Origin of the sequence: Streptomyces virginiae, from assembly GCF_041432505.1 — a bacterium.
Classification (GTDB): domain Bacteria; phylum Actinomycetota; class Actinomycetes; order Streptomycetales; family Streptomycetaceae; genus Streptomyces; species Streptomyces virginiae_A.
This window is the reverse complement of record NZ_CP107871.1, coordinates 3,937,403-3,956,650: the sequence shown is the minus strand read 5'-3', so window position 1 is coordinate 3,956,650 and position 19,248 is coordinate 3,937,403. Positions and strand designations below refer to the sequence as shown.

Below are 19,248 nucleotides of genomic sequence, written 5' to 3'. Positions count from 1 at the left end.
TGTATGGGGGTTTCCCGTCAGTCCCATCGTCCCTCCGGGTCGGGCCGGTCCCTCAAGGGCGCTCCTCCTTCGTCGTCGCGTCGCTTCGCGATGGCCTTCGGCCACCCTTGACCGACCGTCCCGCCCCGGAGAAACGAAAGACTGCCGAGAAGCCCCCAAAAGAACGAGCCGGTCGAAGGTGCGAAGGACGGGGACATCACAGCCCCTCAGGCACGTCCGGGTGGGCGAGGTCCCGAGACGGGGCCCTCCGGACCGGCCCCCGGGGGCGACGGGCGCGCCAGATCGCTACGCGCTCCTCATCTCTCAGCGTCCGACGACCGTCTTGGGTCGGACATAGGCCGCCCATGATTTTTGGGGGACTCTCGATCACTGCGACCGACGACCGTTCGGGGCTGATCAAGAAGAGTGGCGGAGACCTCTTGGCCGGCGGGCTCGACGTTGGAGACCGACGTGGTGAATTCACGGCCGGAGGCGGCACGGATGTAGGCCAGTTCCGTCCAGTGCGCAGCTGCCGAGTTCGAGACGTTCTCGTTGATCACGGCCATCAGCTCTCCCTCGACGCCGGAGGCGATATCGCGTACCCGGCGACGCAGGAGCCTGTGTGGCACGTACTCGTATGTCTCAGACATCGTTGGATGCCGCCCGTTTGCGTGCGGCGCGCAGAAATCGATCCCACCCTGAGTCCGCGCGGGCGATCAGCTCGGGGCTGGGGCCTTGTGACAGGTGGCGCAACGAGAACTCCGAAGGCCGCTTCAGATCGCTGAAGTGCGGCGGACTTCCGTGTTGTTCGCCTGCGCTGTTCTTGGTCATACGGTGATGATGGGCTGGCAGGAAGAAGGATCGATAGGCCATCGTCCGGCCATCAACGGCCAGGGTGTGGCCACAGCCGGTGACGGCCGCTATGACAGCTCAAGCTGAGGTCATGGGAACTCGAAACGACGCGCTCCGAGCGGCCAGGCTCCGGGTCGGCTGGCGGACGATGGACCAGGCCGCGAAGTGCCTTTCCGCGCATGGGAGGTGTCTTCTTGCCGACCGGCACTTCGAGGTGTCGCCCCGGACGTGGCGGCGCTGGGAAGGCGAGCGGCCGGGTTGGCCACCAGAAGAGACAGCCATCGTGCTGCATGACGCTTTGGGGCGCTGGCCCGAGGATCTGGGATTTACGGTGCCCGCAGGTTGGATCCGTCCCGAGGTGTTCCATGAGGACGACGTGAACCGTAGACAGTTCGTATCCGCTACGGCGGCGGCACTTGTTTCAGGGCCGACCGTGCGTCAGCACGTCGACCCTGCCCTGGTCGACTACTTCGAGCAGCAGCTCGAAGGGCACTACAGGGCCGACATGTTTCTCGGGCCCCATGACCTGATCGGGACCGTCAGCGCGCAGTATCAGCTGATCGACAAGCTGGTCCGTTCCGCGAAAGGCGAGGTACGGCGTGGCCTCCTGCGCGTCGGAGCTTCTTACGCCGCTCTGGTCGGTTGGTTGTACCAGGACGCGGGCGACTTGCCGGCTGCCACGTTCTGGCGAGGTATTACGCAGGAGATCGCTGTTCGGTCCCGTGACCGCCATCTCGTCGGCTACAGCTTGGTGAATCAGGCGCAGGTCCGCACCGACCTCGGTGACGGTCACGGAGTGATCGATCTTTGCGAGGCCGCCCTCGATGGTCCAGATCAGCTCTTCCCCAAGGTGCGGATCATGGCCATGCAGCAGCAGGCGCACGGTGCCAGCCTCATCGGTGACAGAGCGGCAGTAGACCAGCTCATCGATGCCGCCGGCGGGCTGCTTTCTCATGTCGACGACGACTTGCCCTGGGGCAACGCCTGCCGGAGAACGCCGGGCTACCTCGAAGTCCAGCGTGCGACCTGTTACGGCAGGCTCGGCCTCGGCCGAGAGGCCGAACGCCTCTGGGCGCAGGTTCTGGACGGTGTGCCGTCGACCGCGCGCCGGGATCGTGGTGTGTATCTCGCTCGCAGAGCTACTGCGGCGGCCGAGTCCCGCGAGCCTGACCGCGCGGTCGAGTTCGCCCGGTCGGCTGTCGAGATCGCTGTGGAGACCCGCTCTGCCCGTACGGTGCGGGAACTCGGCACTCTGGAGCGGGCTATGAGGCCATGGCACGATGCCTCGGTGGGCCGGGACCTTTCCGAGATCCTGGCGCCTGTGACTGAGGGGGTCCGACATGGGCGTGCTGAAGGTGTTGTCCGATGAGGAGATCACGGAGCAATTGGCCGGCCTGCCCGGCTGGGAACGTCAGGGCGACGAGATCACCCGCACGTACCAGATCCGCTATCACGCTGCGGTGGCAGCGATCGTGACCATCGCCGACCGATCCCGACGTATCCAGCACCATGCAGATCTTGATCTTCGTATCGACCACTTGCGCGCGTCCATCACCACCCACGACGCGGGCCACCGGCTCACTGTTGCGGACTTCGATCTTGCGCACCGCATCGACGCGATCGTTTCCGCACACCAGGCTCTCCCACTGGATTAGATACGCCCACGGTTCGCAGTCGGGTTGTGCGGAGGCGTGAACGCGAAGCGCTTCTGCCCTACTGCTTCTGGAGTGGGTCGGGTGCCGGACCGAAGTCCGATCTGTGGTCTCTGGTCAGTGCAGCCAGGAGGACGGGGTCGGAATGGGCCTGCGCCGTGTGCTGCCACGCAATGAGTACTTGTGCGACGTATGTGTGGTGGCCGATCGAACCTGCGGCGCGCAGGCTGTCGACCAGTTCGACAGCGAAGGCGTGGACGTCTCTCTCGGGGAGGAACCGAACCCAGGGAAATGCTTCCGGCAACATGTCGAGGATCGCTTCCATGCTGTGCTCGCCTGTGCCCAGAGCAGCAATCACGGGCCTTATGGCGGCAGTGACGCCAGGCTGTAGCAACTGCGGTGATCCCTCCGGATTGGAGGCGGCGTTCTCAGCGCTCATAGTGTTGAAAGTACTTTCGACCCCCTCCCTCGTGCCATCACCCGAGAGGGGGAGAGTCCGAGGACGCTCGCAGACGCGCGATCGAGAAGCGCTGGGAGATCGCCAGCGGCCCGTGCCCGGCCACAGCTGGTCGTCGGGCGCGGTGAGCGCGAGGTGCCTGGGGTGGTGGGCGGCTTATGTCCGGCCCAGGACGGTCGTCGGACGCTGAGAGGTGGGGAGCGTGTAGCGATCGGATGCGCTTCCCCCGAACCAGGCCGGCCTTTCATGGGCCTCGCCTCGGGGCCGTGCCCGCCCGGATGCCCCCGGGCATCTCTGACGTCCCCGTCCTTCGCACCTTCGACCGGCTCGTTCTTTTGGGGGCTTCTCGGCAGTCTTTCGTTTCTCCGGGGCGGGACGGTCGGTCAAGGGTGGAGCGCAGCGACATCGCGAAGCGACGCGACGACGAAGGAGGAGCGCCCTTGAGGGAGCGGCCCGACCCGGAGGGACGATGGGACTGACGGGAAACCCCCATACACAGCTCTGATGCCGGCCGAGTGGACCCCGCCGACCTCGAAGCCCCCGTCGCACCTGCCTGATACCGCCCCAGCGGCTCCCGCCCCCGAAGACCCCGCCCGGCTTCACGGTCCCGGACGGGCGGCTCCCGCCTTTCGCCCGCAGGGCTTACGCGTAGCGCTCCCGGAGTTTGTACTTCAGGACCTTGCGCAGGGCCTCGTTGCGGGGGAGGGATTCCAGGAGTTCGAGTTGTTCCGGGAGTTTGTGGGTGGCCAGGCCTTGGGTGCGGAGGTAGGCGGTCAGTTGGGGGAGGGTCAGGGGGGTGGCCGTCGGGGGTTGTTCCACCACCGCGCAGACGCGTTCGCCGCGGGTCGGGTCGGGGAGGCCGATGACCGCCACGTCCGTGATGCCCGGGAGTTGGTGGAGGAGGTCCTCGATCTCCTTCGCCGAGATGTTCTCGCCCTTGCGGATGATGACGTCCTTGCTGCGGCCGGTGAGGACCAGGTAGCCGTCCGGTGTCAGGTGGCCGAGGTCGCCCGTGATCAGGTAGCCGTCGGGGTCGAAGACGTCCGTCGACTCGTCGCCGTTGAGGTAGCCCTGGCAGACGGCCTCGCCGCGGAGTCGGACCTCGCCGTCGGTGTTCGGGGGGAGTTCGGTGCCGTCCGGGGCGGTGATGCGGATGGACATGCCCGCCGGGGGTCGGCCCTCGGTGGTGGCGAGGTGCTCGGGGGTGTCGTCCGGGGCGCCCATGGTGATCATGGGGACCTCGGTCATGCCGTAGCCGTGGGTCAGCTGGCAGCGCAGCTCCCGTACGACCGCGTGGTAGATCTCCGGCGGCTTGGGGGCGCCGCCGCCCGCCAGGAGGCGCAGGGTGGGGATGAGGGGGGTGTCCGGGGCCTTGCGCTGTTCGGTCAGGAACATGGAGTAGAAGGCGGTGGAGCCGCCGGCCACGGTGACGCCGTGGCGGCGGTAGCCGTCGAGGGCGTCCGGCATGGCGAACTTCTCGAAGAGGACGGCGGGGAAGCCGTAGAGAAGCAGCATCACCAGGTAGTCCGGGCCGCCTATGTGCGCGTACGGGAAGGCCATGGAGCCGACGTCGGACGGGTGTAGGCGCAGGGCGTGGGCGAGGCAGGAGCCGCCCGCGATCAGGGAGCGGTCGGTGTGCAGGACGCCCTTGGGGTCGGAGGTGGTGCCGGAGGTCCAGTAGATCCAGCGGACGTCGGTGCCGGAGGCGGGCGGCGCGGGGAGCAGGGCGGGGTCGCCGTCGGGGAGGGTCGCGTAGGCCTCGAAGGTGCCGCGTGCGCCGAGGCGTGCGGCCATGGCGGTGTGGTCGAAGCCGCGCCAGGTGCCGGGGACGGCGAAGTACTCGGCCTTGGATTCGCGGAGGGCGAAGCCGACCTCGCGGTCCCGGTAGAAGGGGATGACGGGGGTCTGGACGGCGCCGATGCGGGCGAGGGCGGCGGAGAGCAGCACGGTCTCGATGCGGGTGGGGAGCTGCCAGGCGACGACGGTGCCGGGGCGTACGCCCATGTGGTGCAGGCCGGCGGCGACGCGTTCGGCGCGGTCGCGCAGTGCGCCGAAGGTGAGCCGGCGGTCGTGTGCGGGGTGGTCGGCGGCTTCGACGAGGGCGGTGGTGTCCGGGGTCAGTGCGGCCCGGCGGGAGATCAGTTCCCACAGGGTTCGGGACCGGCTCAGTTCTGTCGCGGTCGCGGTGTCCGTCATCCCAGACCTCCCCATAGCTGACGGATAGTCAGATCAAGCGCAGAGCGTAGAGCGCCGACGCTTGTCGGTCCAGGGGTGGCGGGGCTAGCTTGTTTCTGACGATCCATCAGATCGATGCATTGGGGAGACTGCCATGGAACTGGGACTGCCTCGGATCATCAGCGTCGACGACCACGTGATCGAGCCCGCGCACCTGTTCGACGTCTGGCTGCCCGCCAAATACCGCGACCGCGGCCCCAAGGCGCTCACCGCCGGCATCGGCGAGCTCGCCTATACCGGCGGCAAGTACGTCATCACCATGGACCCCGACGGCCCGCCGACCGACTGGTGGATCTACGAGGACCTGAAATTCCCGTACAAGCGCAACATCGCCGCCGTCGGCTTCGACCGCGACGACATGACCCTGGAGGGCATCACCCGCGAGGAGATGCGCCGCGGCTGCTGGGACCCCAAGGCGCGCCTCGCCGACATGGACCTCAACCACGTCGAGGCCTCGCTGTGCTTCCCGACCTTCCCGCGCTTCTGCGGCCAGACCTTCGCCGAGGCCCACGACAAGGAGGTCGCCCTCGCCTGCGTACGCGCCTACAACGACTGGATGGTCGAGGAGTGGTGCGGCGACAGCGGCGGCCGGCTGATCCCGCTGTGCATCATCCCGCTGTGGGACATCGACCTGGCGGTGGCGGAGATCCGGCGCAACGCGGCCCGCGGGGTGAAGGCCGTCACCTTCTCCGAGATCCCCACCTACCTCGGGCTCCCCTCCATCCACACCGGCTACTGGGACCCCTTCTTCGCCGTCTGCCAGGAGACCGGCACGGTGGTCAACATGCACATCGGGTCCAGCTCCCAGATGCCCGCCGCCTCCCCCGACGCACCCCCCGCCGTCCAGGCCTCGCTCAGCTTCAACAATGCGATGGCCTCGATGATGGACTTCCTCTTCAGCGGCGTCCTGGTGAAGTTCCCGACGCTCAAGCTCGCCTACAGCGAGGGTCAGATGGGCTGGATCCCCTACGCCCTGGAGCGGGCCGACGACGTCTGGGAGGAGCACCGCGCCTGGGGCGGGGTCCGCGACCTGATCCCCGAGCCGCCGTCCACGTACTACTACCGGCAGATGTTCTGCTGCTTCTTCCGCGACAAGCACGGGATCGCCTCCCTCGATGTCGTCGGACGCGACAACGCCACCTTCGAGACCGACTACCCGCACGTGGACTCGACCTTCCCGCACACCAAGGAGGTCGCCCTCGACCACGTGAAGGGCCTCGACGACGAGACGATCTACAAGCTGATGCGCGGCAACGCCATCCGCATGCTCGGCCTCGACCTGGACAGGAGCCGCCGCTGATGGACCTGACCTACACCGAGGAGGAGCAGGACTTCCGGGCCCGGCTGCGCGCGTGGCTCGCCAAGGTGCTCCCCGAACTGCCCGCCGCACCGTCCCCCGACGACTGGCCGGGCCGGCGCGCCTACGACCTCGGCTGGCAGCGCAGGCTGTACGAGGCCGGGTACGCGGGCCTGCACTGGCCGGTGGACGCGGGCGGCCGCGGGGCCACCCCGACCCAGCACCTGATCTTCCTGGAGGAGACCGAGCGTGCCGGAGCCCCGTACGTCGGCGCGAACTTCGTCGGGCTGCTGCACGCCGGACCGACGATCGCCGCCGAGGGCACGGCGGCGCAGCGGGCGCGCTGGCTGCCGCCCGTCCTGCGCGGCGACGAGGTGTGGTGCCAGGGGTTCAGCGAGCCGGACGCGGGCTCCGACCTGGCCTCCCTGCGGACGCGGGCCGTGCGCGACGGCGACGACTACGTCATCACCGGGTCGAAGATCTGGACCTCGCACGCGGAGGTCGCCGACTGGTGCGAGCTGTTGGTGCGCACCGATCCCGCGGCGCCCAAGCACCGGGGGATCTCCTGGCTGGCCATGCCGATGGACGCGCCGGGTGTGACGGTGCGGCCGCTGCGCACGCTCGCCGGGTCGACGGAGTTCGCGGAGATGTTCCTCGACGAGGTACGGGTCCCGGTGACCGACAGGGTCGGCGCGGAGAACGACGGCTGGCGCGTCACCATGGTCACGCTGTCCTTCGAGCGCGGTACCGCCTTCGTCGGCGAGGTCGTCGCCTGTCGCCGGACCCTGGGGGAACTGGCCCGGAGGGCGAAGGCCGACGGGCGGTGGGACGACCCGGTGCTGCGGCGCCGGCTGGGGCGGCTGTACGGGGAGTTCGGCGCGCTGTGGCGGCTCACCCAGTGGAACGTGAGCGAGGCCGAGCGGTCGGCGGGCGGGGTCCCCGGCATCGGCGGTTCCGTCTTCAAGCTCGCCTACTCGCACGCCCGCCAGGAGCTGTACGACACGGCGGCCGAGGTGCTCGGGGCCGAGTCCCTGGATCTGGAGCAGGGGTGGGTGCTGGACCGGCTCTCGTCCCTCTCGTACACGATCGCGGCGGGCACCTCGCAGATCCAGCGGAACATCGTCGCCGAGCGGATCCTCGGCCTCCCGAAGGGCCGGTGAGGGGCATGGACTTCCAGCCGACCGAGGACCAGAGGGACCTGCGGGCGGGCGTACGGGACCTGCTGGCGGGCCGGTACGGACGGGACGCGCTGCGGGCGTCGGTGGACTCGGGCGTGAGCGTGGACCGAGCCCTGTGGCGGGAGCTCGGTGAGGCGGGCTTCTTCGCGCTGCGCCTACCGGAATCCGAGGGCGGTGTGGGCCTGGGGCTGCCGGAGGCGGTGCTGGTCTTCGAGGAGGCCGGGCGGGCGCTGGTGCCGGGGCCGCTGGTGGCCACGCACCTGGCCGCCGGGGTGGTTCCGGGGGCGGCGGCGGGGACGGCGGTGGTGAGCGCCTTCGACCTGGGCGGGCCGCTGGTGGCCCACCTGGGGGACGCGGACGCGGTGCTGGGGGCGTCGGGGGTGCCGGCCGGCGAACCGGTGCGCTCGGTGGACCCGCTGACCCCGCTGCACCGGGTGGCGGTGGCGGGCGACTGTTCGGCGCACCGGGAGGAGGGGGCGCTGCTGACGGCCGCGCTGCAGCTCGGGAGCGCGCTGCGGACGGTGGAGCTGGCCGTGCGGTACGCGGGCGAGCGCGAGCAGTTCGGGCAGCCGATCGGGGCGTTCCAGGCGGTCAAGCACCTGTGCGCGCGGATGCTGGTGCGGGCGGAGGTGGCCCGTACGGCGGTCTACGCGGCGGCGGTGACGGGGGACGCGGGTGAGGTGGCCGCGGCCAAGCTCCTCGCGGACGAGGCGGCGGTGCGGGGCGCCCGGGACTGCCTTCAGGTGCACGGCGGGATGGGCTTCACCTGGGAGGCGGACGTGCACCTGCACCTGAAGCGGGCCTGGGTGCGGTCCGAGCAGTGGCGGACGGCGGCGCAGGCGGAGGAGCTGCTGGCGCAGGAGCTGCTGGGCTCGGCGGGATAGGCCGGGCCCGGCGGGGTAGGTGATCACTGCGAGGGGCCGGCCGGGCGCCCTCGGTGGGCGTCGCTGACGGTGACGCGGAGGCACGGGAGGGACGGCGCGGGACGCATGTCCGATTACAGAGAGTTGATATCGGTTTGTGTCCTTCGCCCGACTCATTGCGGCCCGGAAGCGGGGACCTGCTCCGGTACGCTCCCACGAATGCGAGCGGTTGAGCGGCGCAGGCGTCGCACAGTATGCACCACGCCCACTCCTTCGCGCGGGAATATGCCCGAAGCGCTTGTTGTGGTGACTGTACGTCAACCATGCTGCTCCGCAAGGGGATCACATTGGGTGATCCCGTCCCGTCGTGAGGCGAAGTGTCCGCCGGTTCGGATGGTGTGAGCGGTGCAGGTGCTTCAGGTTCAGCTGGAGGTCGGAGCGGATCCCGCCGAGGTCGGCCGGGCCCGCCGGTGGGCACGTTCCCGGTTGGCCGGGTCGGGCATAGGGGACGACGAGCCGCTCGCCGAGACGCTGATCCTGCTGATCTCCGAGCTGGTCACGAACGCGGTCGTGCACACGGGCTGTCCGGCCGTGCTGCGGATGCTGTTCGGGGGGCCGGGGGTGCGGGTCGAGGTGGCCGACATGAGCGACCGGGCGCCGAACCGCCGGCAGGCGTGCGGGGAGGACACGGGCGGGCGCGGTCTGGAGCTGGTCGACGGGCTGGCGGACCGCTGGGGTTGGCAGCGCGAGGGCGCGGGCAAGCGGATCTGGTGCGAGATCGACCGCGCGCAGAAATCGACCTCGGACTGCGCCTCCGAACGGCCCTCCGAGCGGACTTCCGACGGCCCGTCGGAATTTCATACCCCGCCCCGGGAACCGCGCGTGTACCTCTAACGAGGTGTTGACGGTTCGTCACATCTTGATCACCCTGGTGTGGAGCGATTCGACGCGAGGGGACGCCAAGGCAGGCCTTGACGAGTGCGGGTCGTGGGGTGGCGGCTGCCGTGCCGCGCTCGGGGCGTGCATGCGCGCCGCCGCCACCCGCAGCACCTGCACGGCCTCCTCCTGAGGGAGGAGGCCGGACCGGGGTTCAACCGGGGTTCACAGGCTCGCGAGAAGGTCGTCGAGCGGGGCCGGTACCTGTTCGGGGTCGAGGGCCTCCACGAGGAGGCGGCCGTAGCGGATCTTGCGGCCCTTCGTCGTGCCGAGGAAGCGCCGCAACTGCCGCTGCCGGGGCCGGCCGCGCTGGGCGGGCTGACGTACGAAGGTCTGCCAGGAGCGGAAGTCGCCCTCGGCCCGCAGGACATCCTCGATCCGGGTGGTTCCCAGGGCGCGGATCAGTTCGTCCTCCAGGTCCGCCACGCAGACGAAGAAGCCCTGCCGGGGCGCCCCGGCCCGCTCCAGCGCGCGGTCGTAGAACGGCTGCTCGCGTTCGTCGCTCAGGCCCGTCAGACGCAGGCCGAGGCCGGGCGGGCCGAGGAGTCCGGTGTAGCGGGCCACGCTCATCGCCCCACCCATCGCCACGACGCACACGCCCTCGGCGGCAAGGTCGCGGCCACGCCGCTCGGCGAGCGCCTCGACGGCCGCGTGGTCGCTGGGCCCTTCCAGCAGCACCGCCGTCCGCACGTCCAGGTGGGCGGCCAGCTCGCGCGCGGCCTCGCCGGTACCGCCGCTCGCCCAGTCGTCGACCGCTTCCCGGAATGCCCGCATGTCCGCCATGGGGTGAGTCTGCGCCTTCACGGATGCCGGGGCGCGGGATTTTCGGCGGGCGTCGGCTCCCGGGCAGGCGGTGGTGGCGGGCCGGCGGCGGTGGCGCGGGTGCGTGCGCCACCGCCGCCGGTGCGGTTGCGGGGGATCGTCAGCCGTCGGTGCAGATCACGTCGTACGGGCGGCCGATCGCGATCATCAGCTCGATCGGATCGGTGGTGCCGGAGGGGCACTCGGACTTCGTCTTGACGAGGCCGAGGACCTTCTGGGCGCCCGAACCGCCGCAGGCGACCTCCTTGGCCTGGGAGGTCACGCAGTCGCCCTTCACCAGCTGGCCGCCGCCGGCGCCCGCGTCGCCGGGGTGGTCGCCCGACAGGTTGCGGCCGCAGACGGTGTTGGTGGGGATGCCGCTGCCCTTGCCGCCGTAGGAGATGCTCACGTCGATCATCAGGTCCGTGCCGGGCGGGCACTGGACCGCGTTCGGGAGGATGCTGGCCTCCTTGATGTCGATGGCCTTGAAGGTGGCCCCGGAGTCGGAGCAGCCCGTCCGCTTGTATCCGTCGGGAGCCTTGGACGTGTCGGGGCCGCCGCAGTCGCCGACCTTCCACGAACTGGAGGTGTCCGAGGAGGACTCGGGGGAGCCGGGGTCCTTGGCCGTGGGCTTGGTGGAGGGGGAGGCGGAGGCGGAGGTGGAGGGGGACGCCGTCGGCTTGCCGTCGTCCTTGCGGAGGGACTGCATGACGAAGTAGCCGCCGATGATGACCACGGCGAGGACGATGACGGCGACGACGTTGCCGCCCGAGCGGCGCCTGGGGGCAGGTGGCGGCGTTACCTGGTACGGGTTGGCCATGCGAGCTTCTCCTGCGGGGAAGGTGGTGGGGACGAGGCGTGACGCGCGTACGGTGACGCGGCATGTACACCTCATGGTTCCATCGCGTGGCTCGCGAGGGGCCGGGTTCCTCCGGGCCGGCGCCGCCTGCCCCGCCCCGGGCTCAGAGGACGGCCACCGGGGCCACGGGGGTGCCGGTGCCCCCGACGAAGGGTTCCGGCATCGCGGAGAGGAGGAAGGTGTATCGGTTCTCTTCTGCACAGGCTGTGGACAACTTTTCGAGATTCCAGTTCTGACCTTGGTGCATGCCCATCTCGACCAGGTGCAGGGCGTGGACCGGGAGCCACAGGTTCTCGATCTCCGGCGGGAAGATCTCGAAGGTCAGGGTGTCGTTCGCGACGGCCGCCACGTCCCGCGCGTGGAACCACTCGGGGGTGCGGACGGACAGTCCGGGCGAGGGGAAGCCGTAGCCGTGCTTGTCGCCCGCCAGATAGGTCTGGATCTGGCCGGTGCGGACCAGGACGATGTCGCCGGGGCGGACGGTGACCCCACCGAACTCCTCGGCCTCCGTGAGGTCCCCGGGGGTCACCGCGTGGTCGCCCGGCAGCCGGTCCAGCCCCTTGGCGCGCGCGACGTCGAGGAGCACTCCGCGCGAGACGATGGGGCCGGCCTTGTCGATGCCGCTGAACTCGGCGCGGCCGTGCGCCGTGATGGTGCCGGCCGGGCGGCCGTTGTAGATCTTCCCCGAGTGCGAGACGTGGGTGAGGGCGTCCCAGTGGGTGCCCGCCTGGAGGCCCATGCTCACGGCGTCGTCGCTGCACGCCACGGTGCCGGGCCCGAACAGCTCCTGGTTGATCTGCACCATCGTGTGCAGCGGGTTGATCCGGCCGGGGATCATGCCGACCTGGACCCCGTCCTCCTTGAGCGGGAGCGCGAGCGGGATCCGGCGGCCGGTGCGGATCTCGGCCGCGGCGCCCCGGACCACCTCGTCGGTGATCAGGTTCAGGGTGCCGATCTCGTCGTCGGCGCCCCAGCGTCCCCAGTTGTTGACGCGCTTGGCGATGTCGTGGAACTCGGCGGGCAGGGTCATGGGCGTCGACAGCTCCTTGCGTGGATGCGGCGGTTCGGGCGGCAACGGGGGCTTGTGCAGGTGCATCTGACTACCCATAGAATCTAACGGTCCGTCAGAAATCGCGGGAAGGGGCCGGACGTGGGGAACTTCTTGGCAGGCAAGGTCGTCGCCGTCACCGGCGCCGGCCGGGGCATCGGACGGGCCGTGGCACTCGCCGCGGCCGCCGAGGGCGCCAAGGTCGTCGTCAACGACTACGGGGTCGGGATCGAGGGCGCGGAGCCCACCAGCGAGATCGCCGAGGCCGTGGTGAAGGAGATCACCGCCCTCGGCGGGGAGGCCGTCGCCGTCGCCGACGACATCTCCACCATGGCGGGTGGCCAGCGCCTCGTCGACACCGCGCTCGCGCGCTACGGCCGCATCGACGGCGTCGTGTGCGTGGCCGGCATCCTGCGCGAACGGATGCTGTTCAACATGGCCGAGGAGGAGTGGGACCCGGTCATCGCCACCCACCTCAAGGGCACCTTCACGGTCTTCCGCGCCGCCTCCGCCGTCATGCGCAGGCAGGGCTCGGGCACCCTGATCGGCTTCACCAGCGGCAACCACCAGGGCTCCGTGGCCCAGGCCAACTACAGCGCCGCCAAGGGCGGGATCATCTCCCTCGTCCGCTCCGCCGCGCTGGGCCTGGCCAAGTACGGAGTCACGGCCAACGCCGTCGCACCCGTCGCCCGCACCCGCATGTCCGCGAACGTCCCCATGGAGCTCAAGGAGATCGGCGAGCCCGAGGACGTGGCGGCGCTGGTCACCTACCTGCTCAGCGACCGGGCCAAGGCCGAGGACATCACCGGGCAGGTCTACACGATCGCCGGCCCGAAGATCGCCGTCTGGGCGCAGCCGCGCGAGCTGCGCGCCGGATACGCCGACGGCTCCTGGACGCCGGAGAAGATCGCCGACTTCCTGCCCGGCACGGTCGGCACCGACCCGATGCCGATGCTCGCGCAACTGGAGGCCATGGCCAAGGCGGCGGCCGCCAAGGACCGCCCCAACGCGTAGGAGCGACCGACGGCCCGGACAGGATCGGACAGGACCGGACACGACCAGGGGGAGCGGCGTGGACTTCAGCTTCGGGGCCGAGGACGAGGAGCTGCGCGGGCGCGCCCGGGCGTGGCTGTCGGAGCACCTCGTGGGCCCGTACGCGCAGGCTGTCGGCCTCGGCGGGCCGGGCAGCGAGCACGAGGGGGCCGGGATCCGGCGGGCGTGGGAGCGCGAGCTCGGCCGGGGCGGCTGGATCGGGCAGGGCTGGGAGGCCGACGGGTGGGGCAACCGCCGGCTGTCCCTGACCGGCCAGGTGGTGTGGGCCGAGGAGTACGCGGCGCTGCGCGCGCCCGGCCGGGTCGGCCACATCGGCGAGAACCTCCTCGCCCCGACCCTCATCGCCCACGGCACGCCCGAGCAGCGGGCCCGCTTCCTGCCCGGCATCGCGCGTGGCGAGGAGCTGTGGTGCCAGGGCTACAGCGAGCCGGGCGCCGGGTCGGACCTCGCGGGGATCCGCACGGCCGCGGTACGGGACGCGGCCGACGGGCTGTACCGGGTGACCGGGCAGAAGATCTGGACCTCGCTCGCCCAGGACGCCGACTGGTGTTTCGTCCTGGCCCGCACCGAGCCCGGCTCGCGCCGCCACCGGGGGCTGTCGTTCCTGCTCGTCCGCATGGACCAGCCCGGCCGGGTCGAGGTCCGGCCGATCCGGCAGATGTCGGGCACGAGCGAGTTCAACGAGGTGTTCTTCGACGGGGCGGTCGCGGCGGAGGTCGTCGGCGCCGAGGGCGACGGCTGGACCGTGGCCATGGGCCTGCTCGCCCTGGAGCGAGGCGTCTCGACCCTGGTCCAGCAGATCGGCTTCGCGGCGGAACTGGAGCGCGTACTGGCCTCGTACGCGGCGCGGGCCGCCGCGGGCGCCGAGGAGCCCGTCCTGCGCGAGCGCCTCGTCCGCCAGTGGGCCGAGCTGCGCACGATGCGGTGGAACGCGCTGCGGACCCTGGCCTCCACCGAGGGGGACGCGGGCGCCCCCAGCGTCGCCAAGCTGCTGTGGGGCGGCTGGCACCGGCGGCTCGGGGAGCTGGCGGTGGAGGTCCGCGGCGCGGCGGCCACGGCCGGGGCGGCGCTCTGGGCGCCCGGGGTCCCGTACGAACTGGGGCTCGACGAGGAGCAGCGCCTGTTCCTGTTCACCCGTGCCGACACCATCTACGGCGGCTCGGACGAGATCCAGCGGAACATCATCGCCGAGCGCGTGCTCGGCCTGCCTAAGGAGCCCAGGTGAGAGGCGTCGTGTTCGACGGCAAGCAGGCCCAGGTGGTCGACGACCTGGAGATCCGGGACCCGGGGCCGGGGGAGGTGCTGGTCGCGATCGGCGCGGCCGGGCTGTGCCACAGCGACCTGTCGGTGATCGACGGGACGATCCCCTTCCCGCCGCCGGTGGTGCTCGGGCACGAGGGCGCCGGGATCGTGGAAGCGGTGGGCGCGGGCGTCACCCACGTGGTGCCCGGCGATCACGTGGCACTGTCCACCCTCGCGAACTGCGGGGCGTGCGCGGACTGCGACCGGGGCCGGCCGACGATGTGCCGCAAGGCGATCGGGATGCCGGGACAGCCGTTCTCGCGGGGCGGGAAGCCGCTGTTCCAGTTCGCCTCCAACTCCGCCTTCGCGGAACGCACGATCGTCAAGGCCGTGCAGGCCGTGAAGATCCCGGCCGACATCCCGGTGACCTCGGCGGCGCTCATCGGCTGCGGGGTCCTCACGGGTGTGGGGGCGGTACTGAACCGGGCGCGGGTGGACCGCGGCGAGAGCGTGCTCGTCATCGGGACCGGCGGTATCGGGCTGAACGTGCTGCAGGGGGCCCGGATCGCGGGTGCCACCACGATCGTGGCGGTGGACGCGAACCCGGCGAAGGAGGCGGTGGCCCGGCAGTTCGGCGCCACCCACTTCATCGACGCGTCCGCCGTGGCCGACTCGTCGGCGGCGGTCCGCGAGATCCTGCCGACGGGCGCCGACCACGCCTTCGAGTGCGTGGGAAACGTGAAGTTGATCCGCCAGGCGATCGACCTCCTCGACCGGCACGGGCAGGCGATCCTGCTCGGCGTGCCGGGCTTCAAGGAGGAGGCCTCGTTCCTGGTGTCGTCCATGTACCTGGACAAGACGATCATGGGCTGTCGGTACGGGTCCTCGCGCCCGCAACGCGACATCGCGCTCTACGCCGAGCTCTACCGGCAGGGCCGACTGCTGCTGGACGAGCTGGTGACGGAGGTCTACCCGGTCGAGGACTTCGCCAAGGCCGTGGACGACGCCCACCACGGGCGGGTGGCGCGCGGGGTGCTCACCTTCTGAGTCGCCGCGGTCCCGGGGCCGCGAACGACTCGGCTCCCCCGTCGACGGGAAGGTCACCCGTCGGCGGAGGAGCCGAGAACGTGCACCGTGCGACCGTCGGTCAGGCGGTCAGCAGGTCGATCCGATCAGTCGAGGACGTCCGGGATCGGGTCGGTGTTGCCGCGCTGCAGCGCCGCACCGGAGCCGGCGGTCGAACCGAGCGCCCAGTCCATGAGCTTCATCGCGTCCGCGTAGCGCTCCTCGTCGTTCAGCAGGACACCGATGACGGTCTTGCCGTTACGGGTCGCGGAGTAGACGAGGCACTTGCCCGCGGCGGTGCCGGTGCCGGTCTTGACACCGGTCGCACCCGGGTACGCGTAGCCGGTGGGACGCTCGCGGATCAGCAGGTTGCTGTTGCCCCACGTGGCGTCGGTCGAGGTGCCGCCCGTGCTGTAGGTCGTCGCCGCCACGATCTTCGGGAAGGCGACGCCCGACATCGCGTACTTGGTGAGCTTCGCCAGGTCGCGGGCGGTGGTGAGGTTGTTGCCGGTCGGCGAGATGCCGTCGAAGGAGTCGTAGACCGTCTTGGTCATGCCCAGCGCCTTCGCCTTGGCGTTCATCTGCGCGATGAAGTCCGCCGTGCGGGCCTGGGTGGTCGCACCCTTGCCGAAGGTGTCGGCGAGCGCGTAGGCCGCGTCGCAGCCCGACGGGAGCATCAGCCCGTACAGCAGCTGGCGGACCGTCGGGGTGGAGCCCACCTTCAGGTGGGCCGAGCTGGCGCCCTCGCGGACGACGTAGTCCGCGTACTCCTGCTTGATGGTGACCTTCTGGTCGTAGTTCAGGTCGGGCGTACGCATCACGACCTGAGCGGTCATGATCTTCGTGGTGCTCGCCATCTGACGCTGGGTGTCGGCGTCCTTGCTGGCGAGCGTCGCCCCGCTGGTGCCGTCGATCAGGATCGAGCCGGCGGCCGTGACGGGAGGTGCGGCGACCGGGGCCGCCGACGAGGTCGGCGAAGCGGCCACCAGGAGCGCCCCCGTGGCGACCGTGACCGCGATCGCGCCGCGCGTGCGGCGCATCAGGTTCAGTATCAAATCAAATCCCCGCGAATCAGAAGAGGTCCGATGGGGCCGGACCACCGAAGTGGCCTTCCCCCGTGGGGAGCTTACGCAGCGGATCCGACACCCGGACGACGCAGTGTCCGAGCAGGGGCGGCGAGCCGACCGTTCGGCCTGCTCGGAGGGGGTCCGTCAGTCGGCGAGGCGCCCGAAGCGGCCCTTGTGGAAGAGGAGCGGTTCGCCCTCGCCGGCCGCGCCCATGGCCACCACCCGGCCCACGACGATGAGGTGGTCCCCGCCGGTGTGGACGGCCTGGATCCGGCAGTCGATCCAGGCGGGCACGGCGTCGAGCTGCGGTGATCCCGTCACGGGGGCGGGGGTGTGGTCCACCCCGGCGAACTTGTCGGCGCCGCTGACGGCGAAGGACCGGCACAGCTCACCCTGTTCGGCGCCGAGGATGTTGACGCAGAACACCCCGGCGCGGGCGATCCGCGGCCAGGTGGTCGACGTACGGGCGACCATGAACGTGACCAGCGGCGGGTCGAGGGACAGCGAGGCGAAGGACTGGCAGGCGAAACCGGCCGGTCCCTCCTCGTCCTCGCCGGGCGGCGCGGTGATGACGGTGACCCCGCTGGCGAAGTTCCCGAGCACGGCCCGGAACTCGGCGGGGGACACCGGCGCGCGCTCGTCCTCGCCGACGGCCCGCAGGTCGGGACGCGGCAGGGCGTCGACGGACTCGGGTTCCCGCTGCGCCGAGGCGGAGGTGGGGGAGCCGACTGACCTGAGGTATCGGACGACGGTGGCCGCCATCCCTGCATGTCCCATCACACCGACGATTGAAGCTGACGGTTCGTCAGATAGGAAGAGGCGGGTCGCCGGACGCTTGCCGGACCGTCCCCGTGGCGCCGGACCCCGGGTGCCGGGCGCGGCCGTGGCGCGGCCATCCACCGACCACCTATTTTCGGCCAACTCGCTTGTGAGGTAACGAACATGAGGCGGCATCAAAGGTGTCCGACCCCCTGTGTAAGGTCGGGTCCGTTGGCAACGGCGTCGGCGCTGGGGTGGTGGTCATGGGCAGTGGCAACGGCTTTCGCTACCGGGCCGAACGGATCTCGCTCGGAGCGATGGCGTCGGCAGGCATCCTGGTCCTGCTGGCCGACCTCTTCGGCTGGCTCGACAAGATGGCCCCCGGCGGCACCCTCCCGAAGATCACCCTGCTCATCCTCAGCACGGTCACGCTCTTCCTCCTGATGGAGCTCGACCGCCTGAAGGTGCTCGACAACATCAACACACAGATCTCCGGCCTCACCCTCGACGGACTGACCGGCGAGCTCAGGCGGCAGCACTACCTCGGGGTGACCAAGGTCCACACGGTCTTCTCCGACGAGGAGTTCAAACGGCTCATGGGGGCGGCCCGCCAGGAGATCGCCATCCTCCAGACCTGGATACCCAACCTCAGCCGACTCGAAGAAGAGCTGGAGCGGGCCGTCACCGAGCGGAACGTCCAGGTGCGCATCCTGCTGCTGCACCCGAAGTCCGCCGTCGCGGACCTGCGTGACGAGGCCCTGCGCGCCACCCGCAGCTCCGTGGACGTCGGCGCGAGCCTGGACATCCTCCAGGCCATCCACAACCGCCTCGCACCGGAGCTCCGGACCAGGCTCAGCGTCCGCGTCTACAACTCCCTGCCGTCGATCGCCGTCTACAAGGCCGACGAGCACTACCTGGTCAGCTCGTTCCTGCACGGGCAGCTCGCCATCGAATCGCCCCAGACCGAGATCGACGGATCCGACACCGTGATGGGCCGGCAGGTACAGAAGGAACTGGACACCCTCTGGGGCATCGGCAGCGAGGTCGACCTCCGCGACCCGATGCGATCGATCGACATCCACTGATCAGAAGACCGATCGGGAGAGAAGGGAAGGGACACGCCGTGCGCGACCTGGACAGGTTCGAGGACGAACTGATCGAGCAGTACGAGCGTCATCCGGTGCTCGCGGACATCGCACGGCTCCCGGACGAGGACTTCGCCGAGATCCTGCTCCAGCGGCGCTTCCTCTCCCTCGCCTTCACCCCGGCCTACGACCTGGCGATCGACCTGCTGCAGGACGAGCCCGGGCTACGGATCGCCCGCGTCATCCTTCGCGAGGAGTACCCCGACGGACGAGGACACACCCCCTCGCACCGCGAGGACATGACCTACGACATGCGCAGCCTCGGGATCTCGCGCGAAGACGTCGTCCGGTCGAGGCCGACGGAGGCGACGAGGCAGGCCATCGAGGACACGTTCGCCCTGATCGCCGACGCGGGCGCCCACGAGCACTCCGACCTGCGGCTCCTCACGATCCTGCGGTTCTGGGGCGAGATCCTGGTCTCCGTCGAGTACGGCCGGCTCTGGGAGCGCATGGCGCCGCTGCTCACCGGCGACGGCGAGAACCGCTCGCGCTTCTACTACCCGCACCACGTGCACGACGCCAAGAAGCGCTCCCTCGAGAGCGTCTCCCTGCTGTCCACGACCCACTCCGACCGCCTGGGCACCCGGGTACGGGAACTGCTCACCGGCATGGACGAGGAGGCGGCGGCCGCGTGCTTCAGGGAGGCGGAGGAACACTCGCTCCGGCTCAAGGTGTCCTTCTACGATCAGTTCCGGTCCGCGGTGGTCCGCGCTCCCGTACACCCACACGGGTGAAACCCCCGGCCTCGGTGGGTCCGTAC

20 protein-coding genes are annotated in these 19,248 nt (G+C 70.4%); 11 read left to right on the top strand and 9 right to left on the bottom strand.

What is annotated here, in order from left to right:
* Positions 1 to 296 precede the first annotated feature (296 nt).
* Both OG624_RS18375 and OG624_RS18370 read right to left on the bottom strand, forming a co-directional pair.
* Positions 297 to 629 (bottom strand): hypothetical protein, encoded by a 333-nt coding sequence (locus OG624_RS18375; protein WP_078909482.1) that lies wholly within the window; start codon positions 627 to 629, stop codon positions 297 to 299.
* Positions 622 to 810 (bottom strand): hypothetical protein, encoded by a 189-nt coding sequence (locus OG624_RS18370; protein ID WP_158711897.1) that lies wholly within the window; start codon positions 808 to 810, stop codon positions 622 to 624. The genes OG624_RS18375 and OG624_RS18370 overlap by 8 nt, the downstream gene beginning before the upstream one ends.
* Before the next feature lie 169 nt (positions 811 to 979).
* Here OG624_RS18370 and OG624_RS18365 point away from each other — a divergent pair, with 169 nt between their 5' ends.
* Together OG624_RS18365 and OG624_RS18360 are read left to right on the top strand one after the other, a co-directional pair.
* Positions 980 to 2,200, top strand: coding sequence for a Twin-arginine translocation pathway signal (locus tag OG624_RS18365; protein ID WP_244290888.1), 1,221 nt, complete (start codon positions 980 to 982; stop codon positions 2,198 to 2,200).
* Entirely contained in the window at positions 2,172 to 2,486 is a 315-nt protein-coding gene (locus OG624_RS18360; protein ID WP_033223710.1) for a 4a-hydroxytetrahydrobiopterin dehydratase, read from the top strand. The genes OG624_RS18365 and OG624_RS18360 overlap by 29 nt, the downstream gene beginning before the upstream one ends.
* Positions 2,487 to 2,544: 58 nt before the next feature.
* Here the strand turns inward: OG624_RS18360 and OG624_RS18355 are convergent, their stop codons facing one another.
* Positions 2,545 to 2,922, bottom strand: a complete 378-nt coding sequence (locus tag OG624_RS18355; protein WP_244290889.1) for a hypothetical protein — start codon at positions 2,920 to 2,922, stop codon at positions 2,545 to 2,547.
* Positions 2,923 to 3,582: 660 nt separating this feature from the next.
* A complete protein-coding gene (locus tag OG624_RS18350) occupies positions 3,583 to 5,136 on the bottom strand; it encodes an AMP-binding protein (protein WP_033226786.1) in 1,554 nt (517 codons plus the stop codon).
* A 133-nt stretch (positions 5,137 to 5,269) separates the two neighbouring features.
* On the opposite strand from OG624_RS18350, the gene OG624_RS18345 reads away from it, so the two are divergent.
* From OG624_RS18345 to OG624_RS18330, 4 genes are all read left to right on the top strand, one after another.
* Positions 5,270 to 6,475 (top strand): amidohydrolase family protein, encoded by a 1,206-nt coding sequence (locus OG624_RS18345; RefSeq protein WP_033226787.1) that lies wholly within the window; start codon positions 5,270 to 5,272, stop codon positions 6,473 to 6,475.
* Entirely contained in the window at positions 6,475 to 7,632 is a 1,158-nt protein-coding gene (locus OG624_RS18340; RefSeq protein WP_033226788.1) for an acyl-CoA dehydrogenase, read from the top strand. Before OG624_RS18345 ends, OG624_RS18340 begins: the two co-directional genes overlap by 1 nt.
* 5 nt (positions 7,633 to 7,637) lie before the next feature.
* A complete protein-coding gene (locus OG624_RS18335) occupies positions 7,638 to 8,534 on the top strand; it encodes an acyl-CoA dehydrogenase family protein (RefSeq protein WP_033226790.1) in 897 nt (298 codons plus the stop codon).
* Between the two features lie 384 nt (positions 8,535 to 8,918).
* Positions 8,919 to 9,407 carry an ATP-binding protein gene (locus OG624_RS18330; protein ID WP_371639602.1) on the top strand — a complete coding sequence of 163 codons (489 nt, stop codon included), beginning with the start codon at positions 8,919 to 8,921 and terminating at the stop codon, positions 9,405 to 9,407.
* Positions 9,408 to 9,614: 207 nt separating this feature from the next.
* On the opposite strand, the gene OG624_RS18325 is transcribed toward OG624_RS18330, so the two are convergent.
* The 3 genes from OG624_RS18325 to OG624_RS18315 all read right to left on the bottom strand — a co-directional run bounded on the left by OG624_RS18325 (position 9,615) and on the right by OG624_RS18315 (position 12,139).
* Positions 9,615 to 10,232, bottom strand: a complete 618-nt coding sequence (locus tag OG624_RS18325; RefSeq protein WP_033226794.1) for a TOPRIM nucleotidyl transferase/hydrolase domain-containing protein — start codon at positions 10,230 to 10,232, stop codon at positions 9,615 to 9,617.
* A 139-nt stretch (positions 10,233 to 10,371) separates the two neighbouring features.
* Complete coding sequence (locus tag OG624_RS18320) at positions 10,372 to 11,070, bottom strand: hypothetical protein (protein WP_033226795.1); 699 nt, start codon at positions 11,068 to 11,070, stop codon at positions 10,372 to 10,374.
* A 142-nt stretch (positions 11,071 to 11,212) separates the two neighbouring features.
* The gene (locus OG624_RS18315; RefSeq protein ID WP_161292241.1) at positions 11,213 to 12,139 is read right to left on the bottom strand and encodes a cyclase family protein; all 927 of its coding nucleotides are present in this window, start codon (positions 12,137 to 12,139) and stop codon (positions 11,213 to 11,215) included.
* 120 nt (positions 12,140 to 12,259) lie between these two features.
* On the opposite strand from OG624_RS18315, the gene OG624_RS18310 reads away from it, so the two are divergent.
* Genes OG624_RS18310 through OG624_RS18300 form a run of 3 tightly spaced genes read left to right on the top strand, consistent with a single transcriptional unit; the run spans position 12,260 to position 15,499 of the window.
* Positions 12,260 to 13,171, top strand: coding sequence for an SDR family NAD(P)-dependent oxidoreductase (locus OG624_RS18310; RefSeq protein ID WP_030731961.1), 912 nt, complete (start codon positions 12,260 to 12,262; stop codon positions 13,169 to 13,171).
* Between the two features lie 58 nt (positions 13,172 to 13,229).
* On the top strand, positions 13,230 to 14,435 hold the full coding sequence (locus OG624_RS18305) for an acyl-CoA dehydrogenase family protein (protein ID WP_266352217.1): 1,206 nt from the start codon (positions 13,230 to 13,232) through the stop codon (positions 14,433 to 14,435).
* Positions 14,432 to 15,499, top strand: a complete 1,068-nt coding sequence (locus OG624_RS18300; protein WP_033226798.1) for a Zn-dependent alcohol dehydrogenase — start codon at positions 14,432 to 14,434, stop codon at positions 15,497 to 15,499. The genes OG624_RS18305 and OG624_RS18300 overlap by 4 nt, the downstream gene beginning before the upstream one ends.
* A 125-nt stretch (positions 15,500 to 15,624) precedes the next feature.
* On the opposite strand, the gene OG624_RS18295 is transcribed toward OG624_RS18300, so the two are convergent.
* On the bottom strand, positions 15,625 to 16,557 hold the full coding sequence (locus OG624_RS18295; protein WP_078909747.1) for a D-alanyl-D-alanine carboxypeptidase family protein: 933 nt from the start codon (positions 16,555 to 16,557) through the stop codon (positions 15,625 to 15,627).
* 171 nt (positions 16,558 to 16,728) lie between these two features.
* Positions 16,729 to 17,361, bottom strand: coding sequence for a flavin reductase family protein (locus tag OG624_RS18290; RefSeq protein WP_371587924.1), 633 nt, complete (start codon positions 17,359 to 17,361; stop codon positions 16,729 to 16,731).
* A gap of 245 nt (positions 17,362 to 17,606) precedes the next feature.
* Here OG624_RS18290 and OG624_RS18285 point away from each other — a divergent pair, with 245 nt between their 5' ends.
* Positions 17,607 to 18,428: a hypothetical protein gene (locus OG624_RS18285; RefSeq protein WP_033226801.1), complete on the top strand. Its 822-nt coding sequence runs from the start codon at positions 17,607 to 17,609 to the stop codon at positions 18,426 to 18,428.
* A gap of 38 nt (positions 18,429 to 18,466) precedes the next feature.
* Positions 18,467 to 19,222: a hypothetical protein gene (locus OG624_RS18280; protein WP_352165649.1), complete on the top strand. Its 756-nt coding sequence runs from the start codon at positions 18,467 to 18,469 to the stop codon at positions 19,220 to 19,222.
* The last annotated feature ends 26 nt before the right edge of the window (positions 19,223 to 19,248 follow it).